The following is a 26,660-nucleotide window of genomic DNA, read 5'->3' on the forward strand; positions in this document are numbered from 1 at the left end:
TGTCCTTTGCTATGGAAAAAGTCAAGAAAATTTTGACGAATTTCTGCAGTGCTTTTCATTTATGCTTCCAATTAAACGATAGATTTTTAAACATAGTAATATACCTGTTACAAATTAAGTTGAAAAGTAAATATTATTTTTATACGGCAGTACATCAAGTTTGTATTACAAGTACTTAAAGGAAAAACAAAATGACTTAGTGAGCTTTATTCGTAAAGGATGTTATTTTCAATTCTTGTTACATATTTTAATGTATTAAGTAGTTTTAAGTCAATAAACTGTACATAGTTTTTACATCATCTTGGGTATAACCTCTGGTCATTAAAAATTGTATACTTTTTTGACGTTGTTGAACATTTTTATGATCATACTGCTTAAATTTTTTTAATAACTGCTGATAAGCAATATTTGACCAATCAATATTGGTCACTTGTAATAGTTCTCGGCTTAAATCAACTGGTAAACCACGCTGGTTTAATTCCGCTGCAATTTTATATTTTCCATAGCCCTTATTAGCACGCATAATAATGTATTTTTCAATATATTCCGCATCATTTACCCAATTTTTACTTATGCAATACTGAATAACGTCATTGAGTTCAAGTTTAAGTTGATCTAGTTGGTCGCTATAATCATCATTGTCATGTTTGATTTTTTTGGAAAAAAACAATAATATTTTTTGGGTTAATTCATAAGAAGAATGATCTCGCTGTGCAAGTAATTGCACAGCTTTGTTTAGAATTAATTGATTAACTTTTTTGTTCATTTTTAAAGGCTATCATCTTCTAATGGAATGTCTTCATCATCTGCAGAAAAACTAGCTGGACTATTTAATAATAAATCGCGTAATTTTGTTTCAAGTTCTTTAGCGACTTCAGGATGATCTTGCAAATATTTAATAGAGTTTGCTTTTCCTTGACCAACTTTTTCACCATTATAGCTATACCATGCTCCAGCTTTATCGACTAATTTGTGTTTTACACCTAAATCAATCAATTCACCTTCTTTAGAAATGCCACAACCATAGAGAATTTGGAATTCGGCTTGCTTAAATGGTGCTGCAACTTTATTTTTAACGACTTTTACACGAGTATCACTACCAATAACATCCTCACCTTCTTTCACTGCCCCTGTGCGGCGAATATCTAAACGCACCGATGCATAAAATTTAAGTGCGTTACCACCGGTTGTAGTTTCTGGATTGCCAAACATTACGCCAATCTTCATACGAATTTGGTTAATAAATACGACTAAACAATTAGCATTTTTGATATTAGCAGTAAGTTTACGTAAAGCTTGTGACATTAGGCGAGCTTGTAACCCCATGTGAGAATCACCCATTTCGCCTTCAATTTCGGCTTTTGGTGTTAATGCTGCAACTGAATCAACAATAATAACATCAACAGCACCAGAACGAACTAAAGCATCACAAATTTCAAGTGCTTGTTCACCAGTATCTGGTTGTGAAACTAATAAATCGTCAACTTGCACGCCTAATTTAGCCGCATAAATTGGATCTAGCGCATGTTCGGCATCAATAAACGCACAAGTTTTTCCTTCTTTTTGTGCTTGCGCAATAACTGATAAAGTTAGCGTAGTTTTACCAGATGATTCTGGTCCAAAGATTTCAACGATCCTACCCATTGGTAAGCCACCGATACCTAATGCAATATCTAATCCTAAAGAACCTGTAGAAACGGCATCAACATCTAACGTTTGGGTATCGCCTAAACGCATAATTGAACCTTTACCAAATTGTTTTTCGATCTGACTTAATGCTGCTGAAAGTGCGCGCTGTTTATTCTCGTTCATATAATAAAATTCCAATAAGTTAGGATGCTAAGCATACATTATACTGTACTATTATACAGTATCAAGTTTTTTTTATACTGGTTAATAATTTAATTAACTATAGGAAATAATTTATAATTTCCCCGTCATTTAAAACATCTATTTTATGTAAAACTTGAGACAAGTAAATGGTGATGAAATGATTAGATTCAAGATTAAAATTGTAAGATTTTTGATCCATTTTCGATGCTATCAATTTATTATTGAGTAATTAATTCAAATTATTATGCCCTTACTTATAAGTATAAATTTAATGATTAATCATAAGCTAGGCATTATTATTTTATTTATATAAGTAATATAATGATTTTAGATTAATAAAAATACTCGTTGTTTAATCAAGTTACGCTTTCTTAAAAAAATACCTTTTGTTATGATTAGAGAATGAAACATTATCGTTATTGTAACAAGCTAACAATTAATCACTTAAAGGTTGTGATATTTTCGAGTGATATGATCAGAACTTATATACTTAAACATTATGCTAACCTGAAACATTTTTACAAATTTAAATTGTTCATGTATCAAGGAAAATAATGATTATTGATAAACACCATTACGCATTATGTTCGCATTGTGATTTAGTATTAGAGATAACGCGAATTAGTATAGGGCACAAAGCTGTTTGTCCTCGTTGCAATACTACCTTAGCCAAAAATAATGCCAAGATGAAATCCAAATCTGCAATTTATGCAATTTGCTCATTGATTATGATTATTGTATCTTGTTGGTTTGTTTTTATTGATATTCGTCTGTTTGGTAATTTTAACGGCATAAGTATTTTAAATATTCCTGAAATTCTATTTTTCGATAAATATAGCTATATTTCAGCGCTGTTTGTTTTATTTGTTTTAATCTTTCCCATTTTTAATTTATCTATTATTACCTTACTTTGTAGCAAAGTTCCATTATCAAAATATCGTAAACGAGATTTGCTTATTGTATATAAACAACTACAACATTGGTGTATGCCAGAAATATTTTTAACTGGAACACTGGTTAGTTTCGTTAAATTAATGAGTTATGGTAATGTTGGTATAACAAGTACGTTTTGGGCATTTTGTTTATTTGTATTTTTTTATATCAAAGCATTGGTTCTTTTTTCACCCAATGTAATTTGGGATGAACTGCATAGGAATAATTTTGCCCAAGATGATTTAAAGGTCGGCAAAACAGGTATAAGCCAAAGTTTAAAACTGTGCAATTGTTGTCAGGCTATTTTACCAGTGCATTATGTAAGATGTCCTAGATGTAAACAAAAAAGTAATGTTAGAGGTCGAGATAAAATACAGTGGACAATTGCTTTATTAGTGACATCATTACTTATTTATATTCCTGCTAATATGTTTGCCATTATGATAACGGTTTTTTTTGGATCATCATCAAGTTCCACTATTATGGATGGTGTGATTTATATGTGGCAAGCAGGTGATATTCCGGTCGCACTGGTTATTTTCACAGCTAGTGTGGTGATACCCATTTTAAAAATAATTTCATTGAGTTGGCTTTGTTATTTTGCATTAGCGGTTAAACAAAAAAGTAAACAAAATTGCTTAAAAATGAAAAAATTATATAGTGCGGTAGAATTTATTGGCAAATGGTCAATGATTGATATATTTGTTGTGTCAGTTGTTTGTTCATTGGTTAAAAATCAGCAATTAATGGGCGTTTATCCAGATATTGGGGTTACATTTTTTGCAACGGTTGTCATTATTACTATGATTGCATCACAAAAATTTGATCCCCGATTAATTTGGGATCGCATATAATTAAGAAAACAGAATAATAGGAACTTTATGGCGACTTCACGAAAATTAGCAAAAATAATTAGAATAAGAGCCATTTCAGCGATCTGGATTATTCCAATTGTAACTGTTATTGTTGGGCTTTGGATTATCTATGTTCATTTTGCTGATAGAGGTACTGCATTTACATTATTAGCAAAAGATGCAAATGGTATTGTAGCTGGCAAGACGGTAATTAAAAACCGTAGCGTTGATATTGGCATTGTTGATGAAGTCACGCTATCTGATGATTTCAAACAAGTTGTGATTAAAGGTCGAATTTATAATGATATGGATCCGCTTTTGCGTAACGATTCAATTTTTTGGGTAGTAAAACCGGAAATTGGTCGTGATGGGGTCACTGGCTTAGGCACTATTTTGTCAGGTGTTTATATCGAGTTAGCGGCAGGTAATGACACCCATAGTTTTAAAAATAATCCTTTTATACTTGCAGACGCTCCGCCGATATCAGATCCAAGCATTAAAGGTATTCGTTTAAATTTAGAAAGTGATCAAAATGGTGTAATCCCAAGAGGGGCTTCGGTGATGTTCCACGGATATCGGGTTGGTAATGTTGAGACTTCTGAATTTGATGTTGATGCGCGGAAAATGAAATATCAAATTTTTATCACTAAACCTTATGATGCCTTAGTAACACAAAATGTTCGTTTTTGGAAAGAAGGTGGAATTAATTTAAGCTTATCTTCACGTGGCGCTAGTTTAGATGTTCCATCTTTAGATGTATTAATGTCTGGTGGCATTAGTTTCGACTTGCCCGAAGGGTCAAAATTGGGAGAACCTGCACAGCAACATGCTGTGTATGAATTATATAAGGATAAAAAATCTATCCAAGATTCACAATATACTGATTATAAAGAATTTCTTATTTTTATTTCTGATTCTATATCAGGTTTGTCCGAAGGTGCGGCAGTTGAATATCATGGTATAAGGCTTGGTACTGTTAGTAAAGTTCCGTTTTATAGTGCTGAGATGTTAGATAAATCATCTATTTTGAATCAGAAAGTGCCTGTTTTAATTAGGATTGAACCCGATCGTTTATCTGAATTAGTTGAAGACAAAGTCGATATTGCTACATTAATTATGCAAGAACAAAAAAATGGTTTAAGAGCTTCGCTTAAAACATCAAATATGTTTACTGGAGCACTGTATATTGATTTGGATTTTTATCCTGATCTTAAAGGTAAATATGATCCAACTCTCGCCCACCAATTTGGTTATGACACTATTGATGCTACTTCGACAGGGTTTGCACAAATACAAGCCAAAATCTTGCAATTACTTGATAATTTTAATAATTTGCCACTTAATAATACGATAGTGCAATTTAATCAATCACTCGCCTCAAGTGAAAAATTGATGAATTCATTGAACCAAATTATGGCAAGTAAAGAAATGCAAAATATGCCTAAAGATTTGCAAAAAGCACTGCAAACATTAAGTGAAACGATGAAAGGATTCCAACCTGGTTCGGATTTAAATAATCAGATGAAAGAGAGTTTAGAAAAAGTTCAACAAATGATGGATGAACTTACTCCATTGCTTAATACCTTAAATGATAAAAGTAATGCTCTAATCTTTTCTGCACCAACGAAAAAAGATCCTGAACCAAAAGCAAAAAGGTAAATAAATAATGAAGAGAATGATTAAAAAACTTCCGGTAATATTATCTGTGACATTGTTTACATTGTTAGTCGGATGTTCATCTAGTGGACCTAATAAAAACTATTTTCAGTTAACCGACAATCTAATCCCACAAACACAACAAACAATGAAAACGACCAATCAATTTATTTGGATAGAATCTATTGATGTGGCAAGTTTTTTAAATAAACAAGGTATTGTGTTACAAACCGATAAGATAAGATATGCAACAGCATCGAATAATTTATGGGTTTCATCACTTTCCCAGCAACTTAAAGATCGCCTGGAACAAGATTTGACAACTCTTTTACCGAATTGTTTAGTATCAAGTAAACCTATTACTACACCAACATGGACGATAAAATTGTTTATTGATGGTTTTCATGGTAGCTATACCGGTAATGCGATTATAAAGGGGCGATGGGTGATTACTGTTAATAGAAATAACATCAAGACTAAAGCATTTGAACGGCAGATCCCATTAACCAGTGATGGCTATGAAGCATTAGTCAATGCTTTATCTAAAGGTTGGCAAGATGAAGAACAAGAATTTGTCGAATCACTACAATAATAAGCATAACAAATATTCCTTGTGTATTAAGGACAAAATACATTAAATTATTCCGTTAGCCTCTGTTTAAAGAGGCTAAAAACGTTATTATCAATTTCAACCCATTTGCGTACACTATTGATAAAAGCTATTTTTTCAGCAAGCAATACTTCGTCTTTGCGTATCTTTCTTACTTGTAATTGATGATGATCTAAATAAAACTGACGCATCGTTCCGGCTAGTAAACCAGCAGTGATCGCTGGTGTAACCCATTGATGATCAATTAGCAAAGCGATATTACCATTGACAAATTCGGTTATTTCATTGTTTTGATTGAAGTTAATATATTCTTTACCGGCAGTTAATAGGGGGAAGTGCTGTCGATTTGAGGTTTTATGATACAAAAATACATCATGATTATTTACACATTGTGGCGCAAAAGCGATTTGAGTAATGTTCATAGAACTAGTTAATGTCTCATAGCTAATGTCGTAATAACCGTCTTTTTTTAGTAAAATTCTAACTTTATAACTTCCTTTGCGATAAGAATTAACAGACTTGATAAGTTGTGATTTAATAGCGGCAATATTACATTGAAAATCGAAAAATTGAGCGGAATCTTGTAATCTAGCTAAATGTTCCTCAAGTAAAAATAGTTGTCCTTCTTCTAGCAAAATTGATTCAATCAGATTATCTGGTATTGAATAAGTCCGATGTAAAATAGCCGTTTTAGCCATAATTTCGCTATATTCATCTTCAGATGTCGAATCCCAAGTTATTCCACCGCCAACCCCATAACTCATCTGTTGATTATGAATGGTTAATGTACGAATCGGAATATTAAATATCGCTTTGTGCATAAACGGTTCAATACAACCAATTGTTCCACAATAAACGCCACGCGGTGTGTTTTCTGTTGCCGCAATAATTTGCATGGTGCTGGTTTTCGGGGCTCCAGTTATCGAACCACAAGGAAACAAGGCTTGGAAAATTTGATATAAACTTAAGTTTGGTTTAAGTTGACCTTGTATTGTGGAAGTTAGTTGCCAAACGGTAGGATATTTTTCAGCAGTAAAAAGCTGTGGCACACTAACTGTACCTGATTTTGATATCTGACTTAAATCGTTACGAAGCAAATCTACAATCATCATATTTTCAGCTTGATTTTTCTCAGAGAATAAAAGCTCGCGTTGCTGTTTATCTTGTTGATTATTCAAACCTCGTGCTGTTGTCCCTTTCATCGGTTTTGTCGTGATTATCTCGCCATCTAATTTAAAAAAAAGTTCAGGGGAAATAGATAAAATATAATAATCATCAAAGTGTAGATAAGCACAGTAATCCGCCTGATTATTTTGTTGTAAAAACCTATAATAATCAAAAGGATTGCTATCAAAAGGAGCGGTGAAGCGAATGGTATAATTAGTTTGGTAAGTATTGCCTGATTCAATTTGCGAGCGAAGATAGGCGATTTTATGATTATACTCATCAACAGAGGTATCGCTAGTTAAGTCAAATGACGGTGGGGTGTAATTAATTATTGGTGCAGGTTTAACGGTTAAATAATTTTGAAAAATACCAAATAATAACAATGGTAATTTGTGATCATCATGGTTGACATTTTTAGTTTGGTTTGACTTATTTAATCCCATTGCGCTTTCATAAGCAAGGTAGCCAACTGCATAATAACCTTGTTTGATGAACGTTTCGATCTCATCTAACTGTTGTTTAAGCGAATTAACATCATTGGTTTTAAATACTTTAATTGGATTAGAAAAATATTTATGTTGACCTTCAAAATCAAGGTAAATTTTCATATTAACGGTATCCATAAACAAAATTACTAATAATTTGTAACCCACACTCTGTTTTAATTGCTTCAGGATGAAATTGCACTGATTCAATGGGTAATGTTTTATGGCGTAACCCCATAATTAATCCTTGTCTATTTTTAGCTGTAATAACCATTGGTGAGGAATTTTCCAAAAAATTATCATAGGCAACTAAAGAGTGATAACGTACGACATTAAGTGGATTTTTGATACCAGTAAATAATCCCTTATTATCATGCACAATTTCGTCAATTTTACCATGCATTGGCATGGGTGCTTTGGCTATCTTATATCCATAATATTGCGCGATTGCTTGATGACCTAAACAAATGCCAAGGATTGAACAACTATTGGCAAATGTTGCAATAGCAGCAAGAGATATACCTGCACTGTCTGGTGTTCCTGGCCCTGGGGAAATTACGATTTTAGAGAAAGTTAGCTGTTTTAGTTCACCAATTGTCATTTCATCATTTTTAATGACTGTGATATTAGCGTTAGCTCGACGAAGATAGTCATAAATATTAAAAGTAAAAGAATCATAATTATCAATTAGTAATATCAAAATATTATCCATTATGAATTTTAAATGAGTAATTAATCACAGCTGCAAGTCTAACCGAAATCGAAAAGCCTAGATTCTATTATATAAATTGGTTTTGTAAAAAGAAAAACCGGATTTAATCAACTTATTTATTAGGTTTTATACTTAAACGTAAGCCACTCCTGAAACATCTTTACAAAATTACTTTCTTTTTGTGATAAATGTCACATAAATATACAACTCTACTTGTATGGTAGTATTTTATATTTTATGTTTGTGGCACTACGAAATCATAACCAGAGGTATTAAATGAAAATTGTAAAAGCAGAAGTTTTTGTATGTAGTCCGGGAAGGAATTTTGTTACATTAAAAATTACCACAGATGAAGGTGTTTATGGTGTGGGGGATGCGACGCTTAATGGTCGTGAACTATCTGTTGCATCTTATCTTAAAGATCATCTTTGTCCACAACTTATTGGGCGTGATCCTCAACAAATCGAAGATATTTTCCAATATTTCTATAAAGGTGCTTATTGGCGTCGTGGCCCTGTGACTATGTCGGCAATTTCGGCAATTGATATGGCACTTTGGGATATTAAAGGCAAACTTGCCAATATGCCACTATATCAATTATTAGGTGGTGCATCACGAACCGGCGTCATGGTGTATTGCCATACCACAGGTGCAAGTATTGACGAAGCTTTAGATGATTACGCCAAACATAAGGAAATGGGCTTTAAGGCTATTCGGGTGCAATGTGGTATTCCGGGGATGAAGACCACCTACGGTCAAAGCAAAGGTAAAAATTTAGCTTATGAACCGGCAACACGAGGCAATTATCCTGAAGAACAATTTTGGGCAACTGACAAATATCTTGATTTTACCCCCAAATTATTTGAAGCAGTACGTAATAAGTTTGGTTTTAATGAACATTTACTCCACGACATGCATCACCGTTTAACACCAATAGAAGCGGCGCGATTTGGTAAAAGTATTGAAGATTATCGCCTATTTTGGATGGAAGATCCGACTCCAGCTGAAAATCAAGAATGTTTCCGCCTTATTCGTCAACATACTGTTACTCCGATTGCTGTTGGTGAAGTATTCAACAGTATTTGGGACTGTAAACAACTTATCCAAGAACAACTTATTGATTATATCAGAACCACTATTACTCATGCTGGTGGCATTACACATATGCGTCGTATTGCTGATTTTGCAGCTCTTTATCAAGTAAGAACAGGTTCGCATGGTCCATCTGATTTATCACCAATTTGTCATGCCGCCGCGCTACATTTTGACATGTGGGTCCCTAATTTTGGCGTCCAAGAGTTTATGGGCTATTCAGAACAAATGTTAGAAGTCTTTTCTCCAAATTGGACTTTCAAAGATGGCTATATGCATCCAAGTGATAAACCTGGATTAGGTATCGATTTTGATGAAAAACTAGCCGAAAAATATCCATATAACCCAGCTTACTTACCGATTGCTCGTCTGGAAGATGGCACATTATGGAATTGGTAAACAATAAGGAACCACTTATGAAAAGTCTAGTTATTGACCAACCGAATGAATCAGTAGTTGAGGAACGAGAAGTTCGTTTATCAGGTTAACGAACAGGTCAAGTTACGATACTTTTTATGAAAATATAACCATCTAATATTTTAGATATTACATCCAGAATAGATGAAAAAAGAAGTATTAAAGTGTCCATAAAATAATGCATCGGTCATTTTAAATCTATATTGGATATGTGTGTTCTTATTTGGATATAGAACTAGTGTTACAACTATCTATATGCAAAGGAGATTTTATTTGTGCACAACGAGGTAATAAAATATGTCTTTTATACATGAAAATTTTCTATTAAATAGCAAAGCGGCACAAAAATTATACCATGAATTTGCCGAAAATTTGCCCATCATTGATTACCATTGTCACTTGGATCCAAAAGAAATTGTTGAAAATAAAAAGTTTGATTCAATCTATGACTTATGGTTGTCAGGCGATCATTACAAATGGCGAGCAATGAGAGCCAATGGTGTTGATGAAGAGTTCATTACAGGTAATGCATCACCTTTACAAAAATTTAAAGCCTGGAGTGAAACTCTTGAAAACACCATCGGTAATCCTTTGTTTCATTGGAGTCATCTTGAGTTAGCTAACTATTTTGGTATCACTCAATCATTAAATGCCAAAAATTATAATGAAATATGGGAACAATGTAATCATATTTTAAAAGAAAAAAATTATACAGCCCAACGACTGATCAGCTTGTCAAATGTCGAAGTAATTTGTACTACTGATTCCCCTTTAGATAGCTTAGAACATCATGATCACATAAAAAAGCAGCATGATTTTAAAACTAAAGTGCTACCAACATTTAGACCAGATGAAGCATTAGATGGTGATGGTGAAAAATTTATTGCTTTTGTCCAACATCTTGAGAAAAAATCATTAGTTAAAATCAATAATTTTAGTGATTACTTAACAGCTTTAGAAAATCGAGTTGAATATTTTCATCAAAAGGGTTGTCGATTATCTGATCATGGATTGATGAGCATTGAATTTCACCCAAGTGACCTTGAAACACAAAATAGGTTATTTGAGAAAAAAATGAATAATATTGCTTTGGATAAAGTTGAGGAAATCCAATATAAATCAGCAGTATTAATTGCATTATCTGGTTTTTATCATAAAAGAAATTGGACTATGCAAATTCACTTTGGTGTTGTTCGCAACAACAATAAGATCATGCTCAATAAAGTTGGTATCAATACTGGATTTGATTCTATTTGTGATCAACAAAATTTAGCAATTAATTTAAATCAACTATTTAATAAAATGAATGAATTAAATTCATTGCCTAAAACGATTATCTATAATTTAGATCCTAGTGTGAATGATATTGTTGCCTCGGCAATTGCGAATTTTCAAAAATCAGGATTAGTAAAATCCAATATGCAATATGGAGCTGGATGGTGGTTTAGTGATACTAAAAGAGGAATGTTAAGACAACTTACCACCCTTGCCGACCATGGATTATTAATGAATTTTGTTGGAATGTTAACAGATTCAAGAAGCTTCATCTCTTATACCCGTCATGAATATTTCCGCCGTATCTTATGTAATTTAATTGGTAAATGGGTTACAGACGGAGAAGTACCAGAAGATTATCAATTGCTAGGAAAACTGGTTACGGGCATTTGCTATAAAAATGCGCTTTCCTATTTCGAATTTTAAGTTCGAAGCTAAATTGCAACATAGATCTTTAAAAAAGGTAAATAAAGATTTGATTATCAAATTAAGGAATAAAGAATGGATACACAAATAAATAAAAAAAGGAAAGTAACCCTTCCTATTGCCATTGGTTATGGTTTAACCGACATCATGGGTGGAGGTGCTTTCTCAATTATTGGTGCATGGTTACTATTTTTTTACACAACTTTTGTAGGATTAACACCATTAGAAGCAGCGTCGATTGTTGCTATTGCAAGAATTGTTGATGCAATTGTCAGTCTATTTATGGGCAGTTTTACTGATCACTTCTATAAATATAAATTGGGTCAAAAGTTTGGTCGTAGACGATTCTTCTTATTAATCGGTTCGCCATTGATGTTACTTTATGTATTATTATGGATAGTTGGTATGAATTTTTGGTTCTATCTTGCTGCTTATTTGGCTTTTGAAATCGTCGCTGCAATAGTACTTATTCCATGGGAAACACTTCCATCGGAAATGACTAAGGACTACAACGACAGAACTAAATTATCAACCGGAAGAATGTTCCTTTCCGCTTGTGGTACTTTTTTAGCAACCTTTGTTCCAGGCATTTTAATTAGTTATTTTGGTGAAAATAATGCCTATGCCTATTTTATTAATGGATTATTCTTTGCAGTAATATTTGCTATTTGTGTATTTATTTCCTATAAAGTTACCTGGGAGAGAGAACCAACAGCTGAAATGTTAGCACACTTACAACAAGCACCTACCCAAAAAACCTTTGCTGAAAAATTAACAGCTTTTAAAAAATTATTTGCTGAATACTTCTCAACTTTTAACATAAAAGCATTTAGACGTCATTTAGCTATTTATTTATTTTCATTTACCGCTAAAGATGTATTTAATACAGTATTTGTTTTTTTCTGTGTATATTGTTTAATTGTTCCTTCCTCAGTTGCGGCTGCTTTACTCTCACTTAGTATTATCGGTCTACCAATAACATTAATTGCTGGTTTTGCCATGGTAAAATATGGACCAGGTAAGTTATATACCTTTTCTTATTCAACAATGATTATTTGTATCATTGGTTTTTACTGTGTCTATATATTTAATCCTGAATCAAAAATATTACTACTTTATGTCTTTGCCGTTTGCTATCAGGCAGGAAGATGTGTGCTTGAGTTTACACCTTGGAATGTATTTCCTTTTATTCCGGATGTAGATGAAATATTAACCAGACAAAGACGAGAAGGATTATATGCTGCGGTGATGACATTTGGTAGAAAAACGACTGTTGCAATTGCTACCTTCGTTGTGGGTCTTATTTTACAAAAAGGTGGTTTTGTGCAAGGCAGCCTTACACAAAGTGAACAAGCAATTACCACCATAGGATTATTATTCCTTTGTGGTACCGCTGGGCTGCTATTCATTGCTTTAATTTTTGCACTTACCTTTAAACTAAATAAACAAACTCATGCTATTTTAGTTAATGAGATTGAAAGATTAAAAAATAATGGTGTTAAAGAAGATGTTACCGATGAAACCAGAAAAGTCATTGAGGATTTAACGGGCCATAAATATGAAAATGTTTGGCGTACTGTTTAATAATTTAATTTAATGGAATAAAAAATGAGATTATCAAATCAAACTTTATCACAACTACCTAAAGAGGTAGTTGTACCAACCTATGATCGAAGCAACCTTAAAACCAAAATTGTCCATCTTGGTTTTGGCGCATTCCATCGTGCTCATCAGGCTGTTTTTGCCGATATTTTAGCAGCTGAACATAATAGTGACTGGGGCTATTGTGAAGTTAATTTAATTGGTGGTGAAAAGCAAATTGAGGATTTAAAACAACAAGATTTTTTATTTAGTGTCTGTGAAATGGCTTATGATAATTGGCGTACTCGAGTTGTTGGGGTAGCTAAAGAAGCATTACATGCTGATATTGATGGCATCGATAAAATATTAGCCGTAATGGTGCGTCCTGAAATTTCAATTGTGTCAATTACTGTAACAGAAAAGGGTTATTGTTATTTACCATCGACCGCTTCAATTGATACTAATAATACACTTATTCAGTATGATATTAACAATCCAACTAAGCCAAAAACAGTACCGGGAGTCATTGTTGAAGCGTTGCGCCTGCGTAAAGAAAAGGGTTTAAAACCTTTTACGGTGATGTCGTGTGATAATATGCCGGAAAATGGACATGTGACGCGTAATGTTGTGTTAGCATTAGCTAAACAACGGGACCAAAATTTAGCGGATTGGATAGATAAAAATGTTACATTCCCATCCACAATGGTAGATCGAATTGTACCAGCTGTTACGCCTGAGACAATGGAGAAAATCCACAAGCAACTAGGCGGCATTGAAGATCCGGCTGGTGTGGCTGGCGAACCATTTAGACAATGGGTTATTGAGGATAATTTTGTTGCCGGGCGACCTGATTGGCAAAAAGCTGGTGCAGAATTAGTTAATGATGTATTGCCTTATGAAGAAATGAAACTACGCATGTTAAATGGCAGTCACTCATTTTTGGCTTATTTAGGTTATTTAGCGGGGTATTTGCATATTGATGAGTGTATGCAAGATCCTAATTATGTTAAAGCGGCAAGACATTTAATGCTACAAGAACAAGCAACGACCTTACGAGTTAAAGGGGTTGATTTACAAGCTTATGCTAATTCATTACTTGATCGTTATCGGAACACAGGTTTAAAACATCGAACCTGGCAAATTGCCATGGATGGCACCTTAAAACTACCACAGAGAATGCTTGATGCTATTCGTTTTCATCTAGCCAATAACACGCCATTTGATTGTTTAGCGTTAGGCGTGGCAGGTTGGATGCGTTATGTCAGTGGAACAGATGATGCAGGTAATAGCATTGATGTCAGTGACCCATCAGTTGATAAATTAAAACAACTTGTTACGACGAGTTCAGATAATGAAGAACGCGTACTAGCTTTACTCTCATTAACGCATGTTTTTGGTGATGATTTAGCAAATAATCAGTGTTTTATTGATAAAGTGACTAAAGCTTATCTGTTATTGAGAGATATAGGAGCGAAAAGCACAGTTCAACAGCTAATCAATGATTACTGTTGTCACTAATAAAAGTAATACAAACTAAAGTGTAACTGCTGATATAGTTGTTACACTTTATATTTTTTTATACAGTTAACTAAATATCCCTTCTAAATTTGTCACTATTTATTAAAAATACTTTTCTTATAAATAAAAATAACCTACTATTCGTTTAATTTAATTTCTTATATAAGAATGATCTATGTTTAAATCTACTGACTTAAATATTTCGCAACCGGTTAATCAACAAATCTATCAAACACTTAGAAAAGCAATTATTACCTGCCAAATATTGCCGGGTATTTTATTATCTGAAAAAGAAATTTCCGGACAATTTAACGTTTCAAGACAACCAGTACGAGAGGCCTTTATTAAGTTAGCTGAAGCTGGATTGGTGCAAATTCTGCCTCAACGCGGCACATTTGTTACGAAAATATCGGTCAAAAAAGTCATTGATGGACAATTTATTCGCGAAGCGGTTGAATGCGCAATTATCAAGCGGGTTGCCATTGAAATTAAAGATTCAGATATCTTGTTATTACAGAAAAATCTTGATGAACAAAAAGAGGCTAACCAACGAAAAGATATTCGATATTTTTTGGAAAAAGATGATGAATTCCATCAGATTTTAGTAAACGTGATTGATTGCCAAATGGCATGGGAAACGGTCGAAAATATTAAAGCAATGATGGATCGAGTAAGATTCCTCTCGTTAGAACATATTTCACCACCGGATGAATTAGTTAAACAGCATGAAAATATTTTTATTGCCCTCAAAAATCATGATCCAGAACTAGCAGCAAAAGCCCAGCATGAACATTTATCGACTATATTAGATACAATAAAGATTGTTTCACAGCAAAAAACAGAATGGTTTGTTGATTAGATTGTATATAATCAGATTTTGCGTAGATAGCCTAAAACACGATAGTTGTCAATTTTCCATAACCCATTGTTAAAATTTAGCGCATAAGTGACTCGGCTACTTACATTAGGTCCAGGATTTTGTTGTACGATTTCAATTTCGCTATCACTTACCTTACTGATAATGGCAACATGCCCATATCTAGACCAACCAAGCACAATAATATCTTCAACTTGGGGTTTGGTTGACGAACCATTGGTAAATTGTAGCAAATTACGTTTGGGATTGATTTGTCCTTGCAATGGATGAATCAAAAAAATCTTTTGCATGCCCATAACTATCAGGCATTTTATGATTAAAACGCTCATAGTAATAGCGTTTAATAAATTCAACACATTGATACTTTTGACATAAATTATAGCCATCTTGGGTTACATTACGTCCACTAACATTACCCGTACTGCCATTATAGTAAACATTAACGCCATTGAATTGATCGATAACTTGACCAATTTTATTTTTATCAACAAAAAGATTGGGATAAACAAGTTGATAAAAGGAAAAACAGCCAACCACAAATAAAACTAAAAGAAGTAATAAACTTTTTTTATATTTTAATAACATACTTTTTCCATAGATTTAACTAATATTTAATGCATTAATTCAAATAAATTATAAAATTGAATTAAAATTCACATAAATATTATTTATTTGGCTATCTAAAATATCAACAACTATATCATTTTATGATAGATAATTAAAAATAGGTAAGGATTGGGCGGTATGATAAAACAAATTAAAATTCGTGTTAGTGGACGAGTTCAAGGGGTGGGATTTCGTTTTTTTACTCATCAGCAAGCACAAAAGCTTGGTTTAGTCGGATATGTTAAAAATCTAGATAATGGTGATGTGGAAATAGTAGCTCAAGGTGATAGTGTACAAATATCAAAGTTGACTGAATGGCTTGAGCAAGGAGGACCTGTTTCGGCACGTATAAGCAATATCAATATTGATCAGTCATCTGTACAAGAGGATTTAACTTCTTTTAAAGTCCGATATTAATTTAATAAAAAATACAGTAAAATAATTTGATTAGCTATATACTTAAAATAATAATCTTTCCTTGTTATTAATGTGATTAACTTATGTCATGAATAGAAAAAATTTGGTTTGTATCTTATTAATCATCATTGTTGTTGGTGTTTATTATAATTATCAGAACGATAATGATCGGTTAATTACTCAACCTAATGCGGATTTATCCGATCAGCCTGTTTATCAAAGTGATGACATGATAACTAATATCTTTGATATATCTGGCGAGATGATGTATAAAATTGAATCTAGTAAGGTTAAGCATTTTGATAATTCTAATAACACTGAATTTGAGTTACCTAAATTTACACTATACGATGAAGAACATTCAGCAACATGGCTTATTCGAGCAAAAAAAGCGACATTAACGAATGATAAACTTATCTATCTTTATGAGGATGTTCAATTAGATAATTTAACGCCAGATGCTCAATTAAAGCAAGTAAACACGGATAATGCTGTGGTTGATTTAACTACACTATTGGTGACATCTAAAGATCCTGTCATTATTAATGGAACCGGATTTTATTCAACGGGTATTGGGTTATCTGGCGATTTACATACTAAAACAGCAAATATACTTGAAAATGTAAAAACGTTTTATAACACTGAGGCAAAATAAAACATGAAATCGCAGAAACAGATTTTTTTTTCTATATTGTTACTGTTGTCTATACCTTTTGGTTGTATGGCAGATGAACCTTTAATACAACCATCAACAAATTCAGTTCAATCTTCTAATACACTGGTTAATAATAAACCTATTACCATAGATGCAGATAATCAAAAAATTGATATTGATAAAAATATTATTACATTCAGTGGCAATGTCCATATTGTTCAAGATGGCTTAACGATTAATGCCGATAAAGTGGTTATTACTGAAATGCAAGACTCTATTAAACAGAAAATTACTGCCTATGGTAATCCAGTTAATTTCAAACAGATATTACCAGAGAACAATAAAGTGGTTACTGGGCACTCCTTACAAATTATTTATAATGTGAAACAAAATAATGTCATTTTACAAGGGGATGCTGAATTATTCCAACAGGATAACCATATTAGTAGTTCTTTAATCACTTATGATGTAAATCGACAATTAATTGTTGCGCAACCCGGTAAAAAAGGGCGAGTAAAAAGTACCATCATCCCAAGTCAAGTTAAAGAGATGAACAAATAATATGTCAATTTTAAAAGCAGTTAATTTAGCTAAAGCCTATAAAAAACGCCGCGTGGTTGAAGATGTTAGTTTGACCGTTAATTCTGGTGAAATTGTTGGCTTATTAGGACCTAATGGTGCCGGTAAAACCACAACCTTTTATATGGTCGTTGGTATTGTGACTTTAAATGCAGGTAAGATATATTTAGATGATTATGATATCAGTATTTTACCATTACATGAAAGGGCTAAAAAAGGTATCGGATATTTACCTCAGGAAGCCTCTATTTTTAGAAAACTGTCAGTTATTGACAATATTATGGCTATTTTAGAAACGCGCAGTGATATTGATAAAAATGAAAAGCTCGATCGCGCAGAAGAGTTACTTGAAGAATTTCATATTACCCATATTCGTGACAATATAGGTCAATCTTTATCTGGTGGTGAAAGACGCAGAGTCGAAATTGCCAGGGCATTAGCAGCTAACCCAAAATTTATTTTACTGGATGAACCTTTTGCAGGTGTAGACCCGATTTCGGTGATTGATATTAAAAATATTATTAAACACCTTCGTGATCGGGGATTAGGTGTATTAATTACTGATCATAATGTACGTGAAACACTTGATGTTTGTGAACGAGCTTATATTGTGAATAAAGGACATTTGATTGCTGAAGGAACGCCAAGTAGTATCCTAAGTAACGAAGATGTCAAACGCGTTTACTTAGGACATGAATTTAGACTATGATACAACCAAGTTTACAACTTAAAATTTCTCAACAATTATCGATGACGCCACAATTGCAGCAGGCAATTCGATTATTACAATTATCAACAATAGAGTTACAGCAAGAAATTCAAACTACACTTGAAAATAATCCGTTACTTGAAGTTGCTGATCAGTATGATGAAATTAATGTTGCTCAAGCTGAAACTAATGAAAATATTGATACGCGTGAGGCATTAGATAGCCAAGAAATCCCGGAAGATATTCCATTAGATGCTTCTTTGGATGATATTTATACTGCTGGAACCCCCTCAGGAACCAATTCAGATTACCGGGATGATGAATTACCAATCTATCAAGGTGAAACTCATGAAACCTTATTTGATTATTTAAAATGGCAACTTGATTTAACCCCTTTTAGTGAAACGGATAGGGCTATTGCGATTTCTATTATTGAAGCGATTGATGAGAGAGGTTATTTAACGGTACCTACTGAAGAAATACTGGAAGAACAAGGTAATGATGAAATTGAGTTAAAGGAAGTTGAAACCGTTTTAAAACGGATATGGCATTTTGACCCAATTGGTGTCGGCGCCAGAACTTTACAAGAGTGTTTATCTATTCAAATTCAGCATTTAACTCATCCGCCTTTAGTGAAACAAATTATTGATAACTATTTAGATTTATTAGCTACTCGTGATTACAGAACATTAAAAAAACTATTAAATGCAAATGATGAGCAACTAAAAGAGGCAGTTGAATTTATTCAACATCTACAGCCTTATCCCGGTGACTCGATCAATACCACGCCACCGGATTATGTTATTCCTGATGTACTAGTGAAAAAACAGAATAGTAAATGGGTGGTTGAATTAAATAGTGATACCGTGCCAAATTTACGAATTAATCAGCAATATGCTGCTATGGAAAAATTGGCCAATGATAGTGATGGGCAATATATTCGATCGCATCTGCAAGAAGCGAACTGGTTTATTAAAAGCATTGAAAATCGTAATGAGACTTTACTCAAGGTGAGTCAATTTATTGTTGAACATCAACAAGACTTTTTTGAATATGGTACAGAGCAGATGAAACCCATGATCTTGTCTGATGTGGCGAGTGCAATTGAAATGCATGAATCAACCATTTCCCGAGTAACTACGCAAAAATATTTACAATGCCCTAGTGGCATATTTGAATTAAAATTCTTCTTTTCCAGCCATGTTAATACTGATTCTGGTGGTGAAGCCTCATCTACTGCTATTCGTGCTTTGATTAAAAAATACATTGCAGCTGAAGATAGCAAAAAACCATTAAGCGATAGTAAACTTGTATCAATGCTTGAAGATCAAGGTATTATAATTGCTCGTAGAACTGTTGCTAAATATCGTGAAGCATTAGCCATACCACCGTCTAACCAACGAAAACAACTGTAGCAATAAGAGAGTCTTGTTGAGTTGCAATATCATCAATATGATTAGACTACTTTCCGTGTTTCAATAATCATCATATCAGTGGTAAAAGAACCATCTGGCTGTAATTCAAAATAGGTTTTAGTATCTTTTGCGGCTGTTAGTTGATACGCCTTAATTGCTTCGACTAAAACATCTGGTGTTCGCATGCGTTTAACCCATGTATCAAAAGAAAGGGTTAACCGATGGCGCTCAAGATTATCAATAGTAAAACCTGCCTCAGTCAAAAATGTCATCCATTCACCGGGAGTATAATCACGAACATGTGAAGTATCTCTTAATGCCTCAATGGTTTGTAACCAAATATCTAAAACAGGATGCCCTGGCGAAACCACATCCATAATAATCAATTTACCATTTGCTTTGCAGACTCGATGCAGTTCGCGTAAGCTTTGCCCAACATCATGCCAATGGTGAGCTGAATAGCGGCTAGCAATAATATCAAATTGATTATTCGTAAAAGGTTGCTGTTCGGCATAACCTTGTTTGGTAGCAAGATTTAATAAACCCCGTTCTTGAGCTGTTTTGGCAACAACTGACAACATCTCATCAGCAAGATCATAGGCGGTGACACTTTTAACATGTTTGGCCGCAATAAAACTGACATGCCCAGCGCCACATCCCATATCCAGTAAGTTAGCATCAGGATAATGGGCGAGTAACTTGGATAAATATTCAAGATCGGGGCCTTGAGCGTGAACTTTACTGGTTAAATAAGCATTAGCTTGTTCACCAAACTGCTGTTTAACATTATCGTGATGTGTGGTCATTAATATATCCTGTAGTTGGGTGCGGTTAGGCACCCTAAGTTAAGATTAGGCTAAAAATGTTGGTATTTTATGTTCAAAAGCACTAATGGCATCTTCATGCTGTAAGGTTAAACCAATATTATCTAAACCATTTAATAAACAATGACGTTTGAACGAATCAATTTTAAATGAATATTGCTTATCGCCGGCGATAACGACTTCATTTACTAAATCAATAGTAAATTCGATGCCTTCATTTGCTTCAACTAGCTTAAACAGTTCATCCACATCTTCTTCTGACAAGTTAACTAATAATAATTGATTATTAAAGGAATTATTGTAGAAAATATCGGCGAAACTGGAACCAATAATGGTTTTAAAACCATAATCAGCTAGAGCCCAAGGCGCATGTTCACGTGATGAACCACATCCAAAATTCTCACGTGCTAATAAAATACTGGCACCTTTGTAACGAGGTTTATTTAACACAAATTCAGGATTTGGTTTTTCGCCCGCATCATCCAGAAAACGCCATTCATGAAACGCATGCTTACCAAAACCAGTCCGTGTGACTTTTTGTAAAAACTGCTTAGGAATAATGGCATCAGTATCAACATTAGCCGCATCTAAAGGAACGACTAATCCGGTGTGTTTTGTAAATTTAGCCATGACTTGTCTCCTTAAAATGGTTTACGAATATCAGTAAAATGACCAGTGATAGCTGCAGCTGCTGCCATAGCTGGACTCACTAAATGGGTTCTGGCATCACGACCTTGTCGACCTTCAAAATTACGGTTACTGGTTGATGCACAGCGATCGCCTGGTGCCAATTTATCATCATTCATCGCTAAACACATAGAGCAGCCGGGTAAGCGCCATTCAAAACCTGCTTCGGTAAAAATTTTATCGAGGCCTTCCGCTTCAGCTTGTACTCTCACTGGCCCAGAACCGGGAACCACTAAAGCTTGCACACCGTCTGCTATTTTACGGCCTTTAGCGACTTTGGCGGCGGCACGTAAATCTTCAATTCTAGAGTTGGTACATGAACCAATAAACACTTTATTGATTTTAATATCAGTCATTTTGGTACCCGCAGTCAATCCCATATAAGTTAATGCACGTTCAGCAGAGTGTTTTTCAATTGGATCGGCAAAATCATTCGGATTGGGCACCGTGGCATCAATTGAGGTCACTTGACCAGGATTGGTGCCCCAAGTTACTTGTGGTGCAATATCTTTACCTTGTAAAGTAACCACTTTATCAAAATGCGCACCATCATCTGTTTTTAAGGTTTTCCAGTAGGCTACCGCTTCCTCAAAATCCTTACCTTTTGGTGAGAATTGACGACCTTTTAAATATTCAAAGGTCACTTCGTCTGGCGCTATAATGCCTGCCTTAGCCCCCATTTCGATCGCCATATTACACAAGGTCATTCGGCCTTCCATTGATAATGAACAAATTGCCTCACCACAAAATTCGACCACATATCCAGTACCACCAGCACTGGTCGTTTTGCCGATAATGGCCAAAATAATATCTTTAGCAGTAATGCCGTCCGCTACCTGTCCTATGACTTCAATTTTCATGGTTTTAGCACGACCTTGTTTCAACGTTTGGGTGGCAAGTACATGTTCAACTTCTGAAGTACCAATACCAAATGCTAAAGCCCCAAAGGCACCATGGGTAGCGGTATGTGAATCACCACATACAATGGTCATTCCCGGTAAAGTCATACCTTGTTCCGGACCTACTACATGGACAATACCGCGTAATGGGCTTTGTAAACCATATAGTGACACGCCAAACTCTTTCGCATTTTTAGCCAGTTCGGTTAATTGAATACGCGCCATTTCGCTACAGGCACTCAAATCATTACTTTTGGTTGAAGTATTATGATCCATGGTTGCAAATGTTTTATGCGGTTGACGCACTTTGCGGTTCATCGCTCGTAAACCATCAAAAGCTTGTGGCGAAGTGACTTCATGCACTAAATGGCGATCAATATATAAAATGGGCGTTTCGTTGGGTGCTTCATAAACAACGTGCGCATCATATAATTTTTGATACAGTGTTTTTGACATTGCAGATTCCTTTTTATTTTATAACTGGAACTGATGACGAAGGACTATGGCATCATTTTCCCAGCTAGATAGTTTGACCAACAGCGATGAATTAATTGCCGGTAGAATATATTCCTCTATTAAATGGTCAATACTATCAACACTACTAAATTAATTTACAAATAATATCACCCATTTCATCAGTTGAAATTGATTTTCCTTTTTGGGCGAGATCAATAGTACGATAACCTTTTTCTAAAGCTTTATTTACCGCTGTTTCAATTGCAGAGGCAATATCGTCGCGTTTTAGACTATAGCGAACTAATAATGCTAATGACAAAATCTGTGCGGCAGGGTTAGCTATATTTTTACCAGCAATATCAGGCGCACTACCACCAGCAGGCTCATATAAACCAAATCCTTGTTCATTTAAACTAGCCGATGGTAGCATACCCATAGAACCGGTAATCATGGCACACTCATCAGATAGAATATCACCAAATAAGTTAGAACATAAAACAACGTCGAATTGCGAAGGATCTTTTACCAGTTGCATGGTGGCGTTGTCGATATACATATGCTCAAGAGTGACATCTGGATAGCTTTTAGCTACTTCTGTTACTACTTCACGCCATAATATTGAAGTTTGTAACACGTTAGCTTTATCAATTGAGGTGACTTTTTTGCGACGTAAACGCGCGGCTTCAAATCCCATTTTGGCAATACGTTCGATTTCAAAACGGTAATACACTTCAGTATCAAAAGCACGTTCTTGAGCACCACTACCTTCACGACCTTTAGGTAAACCAAAATAAATGCCACCGGTTAATTCACGCATACACAAAATGTCAAATCCGCGTGCGGCAATATCTGCCCGTAATGGGCACAGATCTTCTAAACCTTGATATAAGCGGGCAGGGCGCATATTAGCAAATAATTTAAAGTGTTTGCGTAATGGTAATAATGCACCGCGTTCCGGTTGTTGATCGGGTGGTAAATTAGTCCATTTAGGGCCACCGACCGAACCAAATAAAATAGCATCCGCTTTCTCACATCCTTCCAATGTCTCTTTTGGTAATGGGCAACCATGAACATCAATAGCCGCTCCACCGACATCATATTCACTGGTAGTGATGGCAAGATTATATTTTTGGCGGATAACTTCCAGTACTTTATAGGCTTGTTTCATCACCTCAGGACCGATGCCATCACCGGGAAGTACTGCAATATGATAATTTTGTGACATATTCATTCCTTAACAATTTAAATTATTTTAAGTATTGTATTATTAAATTAATGCAACACTATTATTCATGATGTAATTTTTGCTTTTCTTGAGAGACCAAATTCGCTCTATACACATTATTTAAGACATTAATCAAAGCTAGAGCCGATGAGTGGACAATATCTGTGGCTAAGCCAACACCATGGAATTTACGGCCTTTATATTCAGCAACAATATCCACTTGTCCTAAAGCATTTTCACCTTGTCCTTTAGCGGCTAATTGATATTTTACAATGGAGATTGGCTCACCAGTAATACGATTTATAGCTTGATAAACCGCATCAACTGGTCCGTTGCCGGTTGCGGCATCCGAGAACTTTTGATCGCCAATTAATAAGCTTACTGAGGCGGTTGATACCACAGTTGATCCTGATTGAACATTGAAATAATCTAAAACATAGTGATCTTTTTCATCTTTTAATTGATTGATAAAAATTAGCGCTTCTAAATCATAATCAAACACTTGCCCTTTTTTATCAGCTAATTCTAAAAATGCTTCATACACTTGATCTAAATTATAATCGTTGTCATGATAACCTAACTCTTCTAAACGATGTTTAACCGCCGCTCGCCCAGAACGTGAAGTTAAATTTAATTGAATTTGATTTAAGCCAATTGATTCTGGCGTCATGATTTCGTATGTTTCGCGGTTTTTTAATACTCCATCTTGGTGAATACCCGATGAGTGAGCAAAGGCATTACTACCAATAACCGCTTTATTGGCAGGAATGGGCATATTGGTAATTTGGCTAACAATTTGGCTGGTACGGTAAATTTCTTGATGATTAATATTGGTGTGGACATTTAAAATATTTTGGCGGACTTTGATGGCCATGATCACTTCTTCTAAAGCGGTATTGCCTGCGCGTTCACCCAATCCGTTCATTGCGCCTTCAACTTGCCTTGCGCCTTCTTGGATAGCACTAATTGAATTTGCCACCGACATGCCTAAATCATCATGGCAATGCACTGAAATAATCGCTTTATCAATATTTGGCACCCGTTCAAATAAAGTACGGATAATACCACCGAATTGATAAGGCACGGTATAACCGACAGTATCAGGAATATTGATAGTCGTCGCTCCTGCTTTGATTGCGGCTTCTACTATTTGACATAAATGATCAATTGGGGTACGACCGGCATCCTCGCAAGAGAATTCAACATCATCAGTATAATTACGCGCCCGTTTAACACAATGAATCGCTCTTTCAACCACATCCTCAAATGTCATTTTCAATTTATCTTTAACATGTAAGTTAGAAGTGGCCATAAAAGTATGGATACGGAATTGATCAGCAACTTTTAATGCTTCAGCGGCAACATCAATATCTTTATCGATACAACGGGACAGCGCACAAACCCGACTATCTTTTATGGTTTTGGCAATAGTTTGTACCGACTCAAAATCACCCGGAGAAGAAATGGGAAAACCGACTTCCATAACATCAACGTGCATTCTTTCTAATGCTAAAGCTATTTGTAACTTTTCTTTGACACTTAAACTTGCCTGCAATGCCTGTTCGCCATCACGTAATGTGGTATCAAAAATTATGACTTGATCGCTCATTGTTATTCCTTTTTATATTGGCGCTTACGCGGTATTTCATGCCTTAAAAACAAAAAACCCGCACTTTAGCGCGGGTTCTTGTTAATTTGTTGAGTTGCTCTAAAACTATCACTTTACTCCACACACAAGCTATCCGCGCAAAAAGATGCGAGGAGGAGACTGAGGCGGAGAGTAAATAAGTTAATCAACATGCAAATCTCTAATTTGTGTAAAAGATAATATTAAATTGATGATATTTTTACCAAATGATATTAGTTGTGTCAATGATTATTTATTAATAGTAATAATATATTGCAAATGATAATACTATAAAAGAAACCGTTATTTATTGTGTTATTTACAATAAACCTTATTTGATTGTGGTTTATTATTTAAGGATATATATTGTAATAATAAGTTGAGTGATGCATTTTTCGAATTATAATAAAGTTCCACTATTAACGGAGGCATAATCATGAATATTGTCGAAATTTCACAGCAACGTTATACCACCAAGCATTATGATAAAACTAAAAAAATTCCAGCTGATAAAATCGAACAACTGTTAACCGTGTTAAGAAATAGTCCTTCATCAGTGAATTCACAGCCTTGGCATTTTTTTGTGATTGATAATGAAACAGCCAAAAATAAAATCTTACCAGCAATTGCTGAGTTTAATCACCCACGAGTTGCAGATTCTTCCCATACTATCGTCTTTTGTGTTAAAACCCCTTTAGATGATACTCATTTAGTTAATCTCCTTAATCAAGAAGATAAAGATGGTCGCTTACCTTCGGCAGATCTTAAAAAAGCCCAAGATGAAGGTAGACGTTATTTTGTCAAGCTCAATAGCTCAACGCCTGAAGCGCAACTTTGTTGGGAAAGTAAGCAAGCCTATATTGCATTAGGGCAATTATTGTTTGCCGCTGCGGCAATTGGTGTTGATTCTACTGCGGTTGAAGGTTATGACTCAGCGAAAATGGATGAGATTTTAGGTCTTAAACAAAAGGGGCTAAAAAGTATCGTGATAGCGACATTAGGTTATCGAGCAGAAAATGATGGTAATGCGCACCGACCAAAATCACGCCTCCCTAAAGAACAGATTTTTACTTTTTTATAAACAAACCAATAATCCCGCCCAGTAATAGGTGGGATTGCTTAAAA

At 34.6% G+C, this 26,660-nt stretch carries 25 protein-coding genes; 14 read left to right on the plus strand and 11 right to left on the minus strand.

The features are described 5' to 3' along the window. Positions 1 to 265: 265 nt before the first annotated feature. Positions 266 to 766, minus strand: coding sequence for a regulatory protein RecX (locus Q0K76_RS05815; protein WP_294612810.1), 501 nt, complete (start codon positions 764 to 766; stop codon positions 266 to 268). A gap of 2 nt (positions 767 to 768) precedes the next feature. After that, positions 769 to 1,812, minus strand: coding sequence for a recombinase RecA (gene recA, locus Q0K76_RS05820; protein ID WP_294612813.1), 1,044 nt, complete (start codon positions 1,810 to 1,812; stop codon positions 769 to 771). Positions 1,813 to 2,387: 575 nt separating this feature from the next. On the opposite strand from recA, the gene Q0K76_RS05825 reads away from it, so the two are divergent. Genes Q0K76_RS05825 through Q0K76_RS05835 form a run of 3 tightly spaced genes read left to right on the plus strand, consistent with a single transcriptional unit; the run spans position 2,388 to position 5,868 of the window. Continuing rightward, a complete protein-coding gene (locus Q0K76_RS05825) occupies positions 2,388 to 3,620 on the plus strand; it encodes a PqiA/YebS family transporter subunit (protein ID WP_294612816.1) in 1,233 nt (410 codons plus the stop codon). A gap of 27 nt (positions 3,621 to 3,647) precedes the next feature. Continuing rightward, entirely contained in the window at positions 3,648 to 5,279 is a 1,632-nt protein-coding gene (gene pqiB / locus Q0K76_RS05830) for an intermembrane transport protein PqiB (RefSeq protein ID WP_294612819.1), read from the plus strand. Between the two features lie 7 nt (positions 5,280 to 5,286). After that, positions 5,287 to 5,868, plus strand: a complete 582-nt coding sequence (locus Q0K76_RS05835) for an ABC-type transport auxiliary lipoprotein family protein (protein ID WP_294612822.1) — start codon at positions 5,287 to 5,289, stop codon at positions 5,866 to 5,868. 47 nt (positions 5,869 to 5,915) lie between these two features. On the opposite strand, the gene pabB is transcribed toward Q0K76_RS05835, so the two are convergent. Both pabB and Q0K76_RS05845 read right to left on the minus strand, forming a co-directional pair. Then, positions 5,916 to 7,661 carry an aminodeoxychorismate synthase component I gene (gene pabB / locus Q0K76_RS05840; protein WP_294612825.1) on the minus strand — a complete coding sequence of 582 codons (1,746 nt, stop codon included), beginning with the start codon at positions 7,659 to 7,661 and terminating at the stop codon, positions 5,916 to 5,918. Position 7,662: 1 nt separating this feature from the next. Continuing rightward, positions 7,663 to 8,238 (minus strand): aminodeoxychorismate/anthranilate synthase component II, encoded by a 576-nt coding sequence (locus tag Q0K76_RS05845; RefSeq protein ID WP_294612828.1) that lies wholly within the window; start codon positions 8,236 to 8,238, stop codon positions 7,663 to 7,665. A 288-nt stretch (positions 8,239 to 8,526) separates the two neighbouring features. On the opposite strand from Q0K76_RS05845, the gene manD reads away from it, so the two are divergent. From manD to Q0K76_RS05870, 5 genes are all read left to right on the plus strand, one after another. Further along, on the plus strand, positions 8,527 to 9,741 hold the full coding sequence (gene manD / locus Q0K76_RS05850; protein ID WP_294612831.1) for a D-mannonate dehydratase ManD: 1,215 nt from the start codon (positions 8,527 to 8,529) through the stop codon (positions 9,739 to 9,741). Positions 9,742 to 10,056: 315 nt separating this feature from the next. Continuing rightward, positions 10,057 to 11,460 (plus strand): glucuronate isomerase, encoded by a 1,404-nt coding sequence (gene uxaC / locus Q0K76_RS05855; protein ID WP_294612833.1) that lies wholly within the window; start codon positions 10,057 to 10,059, stop codon positions 11,458 to 11,460. A gap of 75 nt (positions 11,461 to 11,535) precedes the next feature. Then, complete coding sequence (locus Q0K76_RS05860) at positions 11,536 to 13,044, plus strand: MFS transporter (RefSeq protein ID WP_294612835.1); 1,509 nt, start codon at positions 11,536 to 11,538, stop codon at positions 13,042 to 13,044. 24 nt (positions 13,045 to 13,068) lie between these two features. Beyond that, positions 13,069 to 14,559: a fructuronate reductase gene (locus tag Q0K76_RS05865; protein ID WP_294612838.1), complete on the plus strand. Its 1,491-nt coding sequence runs from the start codon at positions 13,069 to 13,071 to the stop codon at positions 14,557 to 14,559. Between the two features lie 175 nt (positions 14,560 to 14,734). Next, positions 14,735 to 15,418, plus strand: coding sequence for a GntR family transcriptional regulator (locus Q0K76_RS05870; RefSeq protein WP_294612840.1), 684 nt, complete (start codon positions 14,735 to 14,737; stop codon positions 15,416 to 15,418). Between the two features lie 11 nt (positions 15,419 to 15,429). Here Q0K76_RS05870 and Q0K76_RS05875 read toward each other — a convergent pair whose 3' ends face one another. Both Q0K76_RS05875 and Q0K76_RS05880 read right to left on the minus strand, forming a co-directional pair. Continuing rightward, on the minus strand, positions 15,430 to 15,699 hold the full coding sequence (locus Q0K76_RS05875) for a CHAP domain-containing protein (RefSeq protein ID WP_294612842.1): 270 nt from the start codon (positions 15,697 to 15,699) through the stop codon (positions 15,430 to 15,432). Then, the gene (locus tag Q0K76_RS05880; RefSeq protein ID WP_294612845.1) at positions 15,671 to 16,021 is read right to left on the minus strand and encodes a hypothetical protein; all 351 of its coding nucleotides are present in this window, start codon (positions 16,019 to 16,021) and stop codon (positions 15,671 to 15,673) included. The genes Q0K76_RS05875 and Q0K76_RS05880 overlap by 29 nt, the downstream gene beginning before the upstream one ends. Positions 16,022 to 16,180: 159 nt before the next feature. Between Q0K76_RS05880 and yccX the strand changes: the two genes are divergently transcribed. The 5 genes from yccX to Q0K76_RS05905 all read left to right on the plus strand — a co-directional run bounded on the left by yccX (position 16,181) and on the right by Q0K76_RS05905 (position 19,817). Further along, positions 16,181 to 16,459, plus strand: coding sequence for an acylphosphatase (gene yccX, locus Q0K76_RS05885; RefSeq protein WP_294612848.1), 279 nt, complete (start codon positions 16,181 to 16,183; stop codon positions 16,457 to 16,459). A gap of 88 nt (positions 16,460 to 16,547) precedes the next feature. Then, entirely contained in the window at positions 16,548 to 17,114 is a 567-nt protein-coding gene (lptC, locus tag Q0K76_RS05890; RefSeq protein ID WP_294612851.1) for an LPS export ABC transporter periplasmic protein LptC, read from the plus strand. 3 nt (positions 17,115 to 17,117) lie between these two features. Then, positions 17,118 to 17,675, plus strand: a complete 558-nt coding sequence (gene lptA, locus Q0K76_RS05895) for a lipopolysaccharide transport periplasmic protein LptA (protein ID WP_294612854.1) — start codon at positions 17,118 to 17,120, stop codon at positions 17,673 to 17,675. A gap of 1 nt (position 17,676) precedes the next feature. Next, positions 17,677 to 18,402, plus strand: coding sequence for an LPS export ABC transporter ATP-binding protein (gene lptB / locus Q0K76_RS05900; protein ID WP_294612857.1), 726 nt, complete (start codon positions 17,677 to 17,679; stop codon positions 18,400 to 18,402). Then, complete coding sequence (locus Q0K76_RS05905; RefSeq protein WP_363322405.1) at positions 18,402 to 19,817, plus strand: RNA polymerase factor sigma-54; 1,416 nt, start codon at positions 18,402 to 18,404, stop codon at positions 19,815 to 19,817. The genes lptB and Q0K76_RS05905 overlap by 1 nt, the downstream gene beginning before the upstream one ends. Before the next feature lie 41 nt (positions 19,818 to 19,858). Here the strand turns inward: Q0K76_RS05905 and Q0K76_RS05910 are convergent, their stop codons facing one another. The 5 genes from Q0K76_RS05910 to leuA form a co-directional block, all read right to left on the minus strand. Further along, the gene (locus Q0K76_RS05910; protein ID WP_294612862.1) at positions 19,859 to 20,623 is read right to left on the minus strand and encodes a class I SAM-dependent methyltransferase; all 765 of its coding nucleotides are present in this window, start codon (positions 20,621 to 20,623) and stop codon (positions 19,859 to 19,861) included. Positions 20,624 to 20,668: 45 nt separating this feature from the next. Then, complete coding sequence (leuD, locus tag Q0K76_RS05915) at positions 20,669 to 21,271, minus strand: 3-isopropylmalate dehydratase small subunit (protein ID WP_294612866.1); 603 nt, start codon at positions 21,269 to 21,271, stop codon at positions 20,669 to 20,671. 11 nt (positions 21,272 to 21,282) lie between these two features. Beyond that, positions 21,283 to 22,683, minus strand: coding sequence for a 3-isopropylmalate dehydratase large subunit (leuC, locus tag Q0K76_RS05920; protein ID WP_294612869.1), 1,401 nt, complete (start codon positions 22,681 to 22,683; stop codon positions 21,283 to 21,285). 145 nt (positions 22,684 to 22,828) lie between these two features. Further along, positions 22,829 to 23,908 (minus strand): 3-isopropylmalate dehydrogenase, encoded by a 1,080-nt coding sequence (leuB, locus tag Q0K76_RS05925; protein ID WP_294612872.1) that lies wholly within the window; start codon positions 23,906 to 23,908, stop codon positions 22,829 to 22,831. 61 nt (positions 23,909 to 23,969) lie between these two features. Beyond that, positions 23,970 to 25,517 carry a 2-isopropylmalate synthase gene (gene leuA, locus Q0K76_RS05930; protein ID WP_294612875.1) on the minus strand — a complete coding sequence of 516 codons (1,548 nt, stop codon included), beginning with the start codon at positions 25,515 to 25,517 and terminating at the stop codon, positions 23,970 to 23,972. A gap of 454 nt (positions 25,518 to 25,971) precedes the next feature. Here leuA and nfsB point away from each other — a divergent pair, with 454 nt between their 5' ends. After that, the gene (nfsB, locus tag Q0K76_RS05935; protein WP_294612878.1) at positions 25,972 to 26,616 is read left to right on the plus strand and encodes an oxygen-insensitive NAD(P)H nitroreductase; all 645 of its coding nucleotides are present in this window, start codon (positions 25,972 to 25,974) and stop codon (positions 26,614 to 26,616) included. Positions 26,617 to 26,660 lie beyond the last annotated feature (44 nt).

Source organism: uncultured Gilliamella sp., from assembly GCA_945271295.1.
Lineage (GTDB): Bacteria > Pseudomonadota > Gammaproteobacteria > Enterobacterales > Orbaceae > Gilliamella.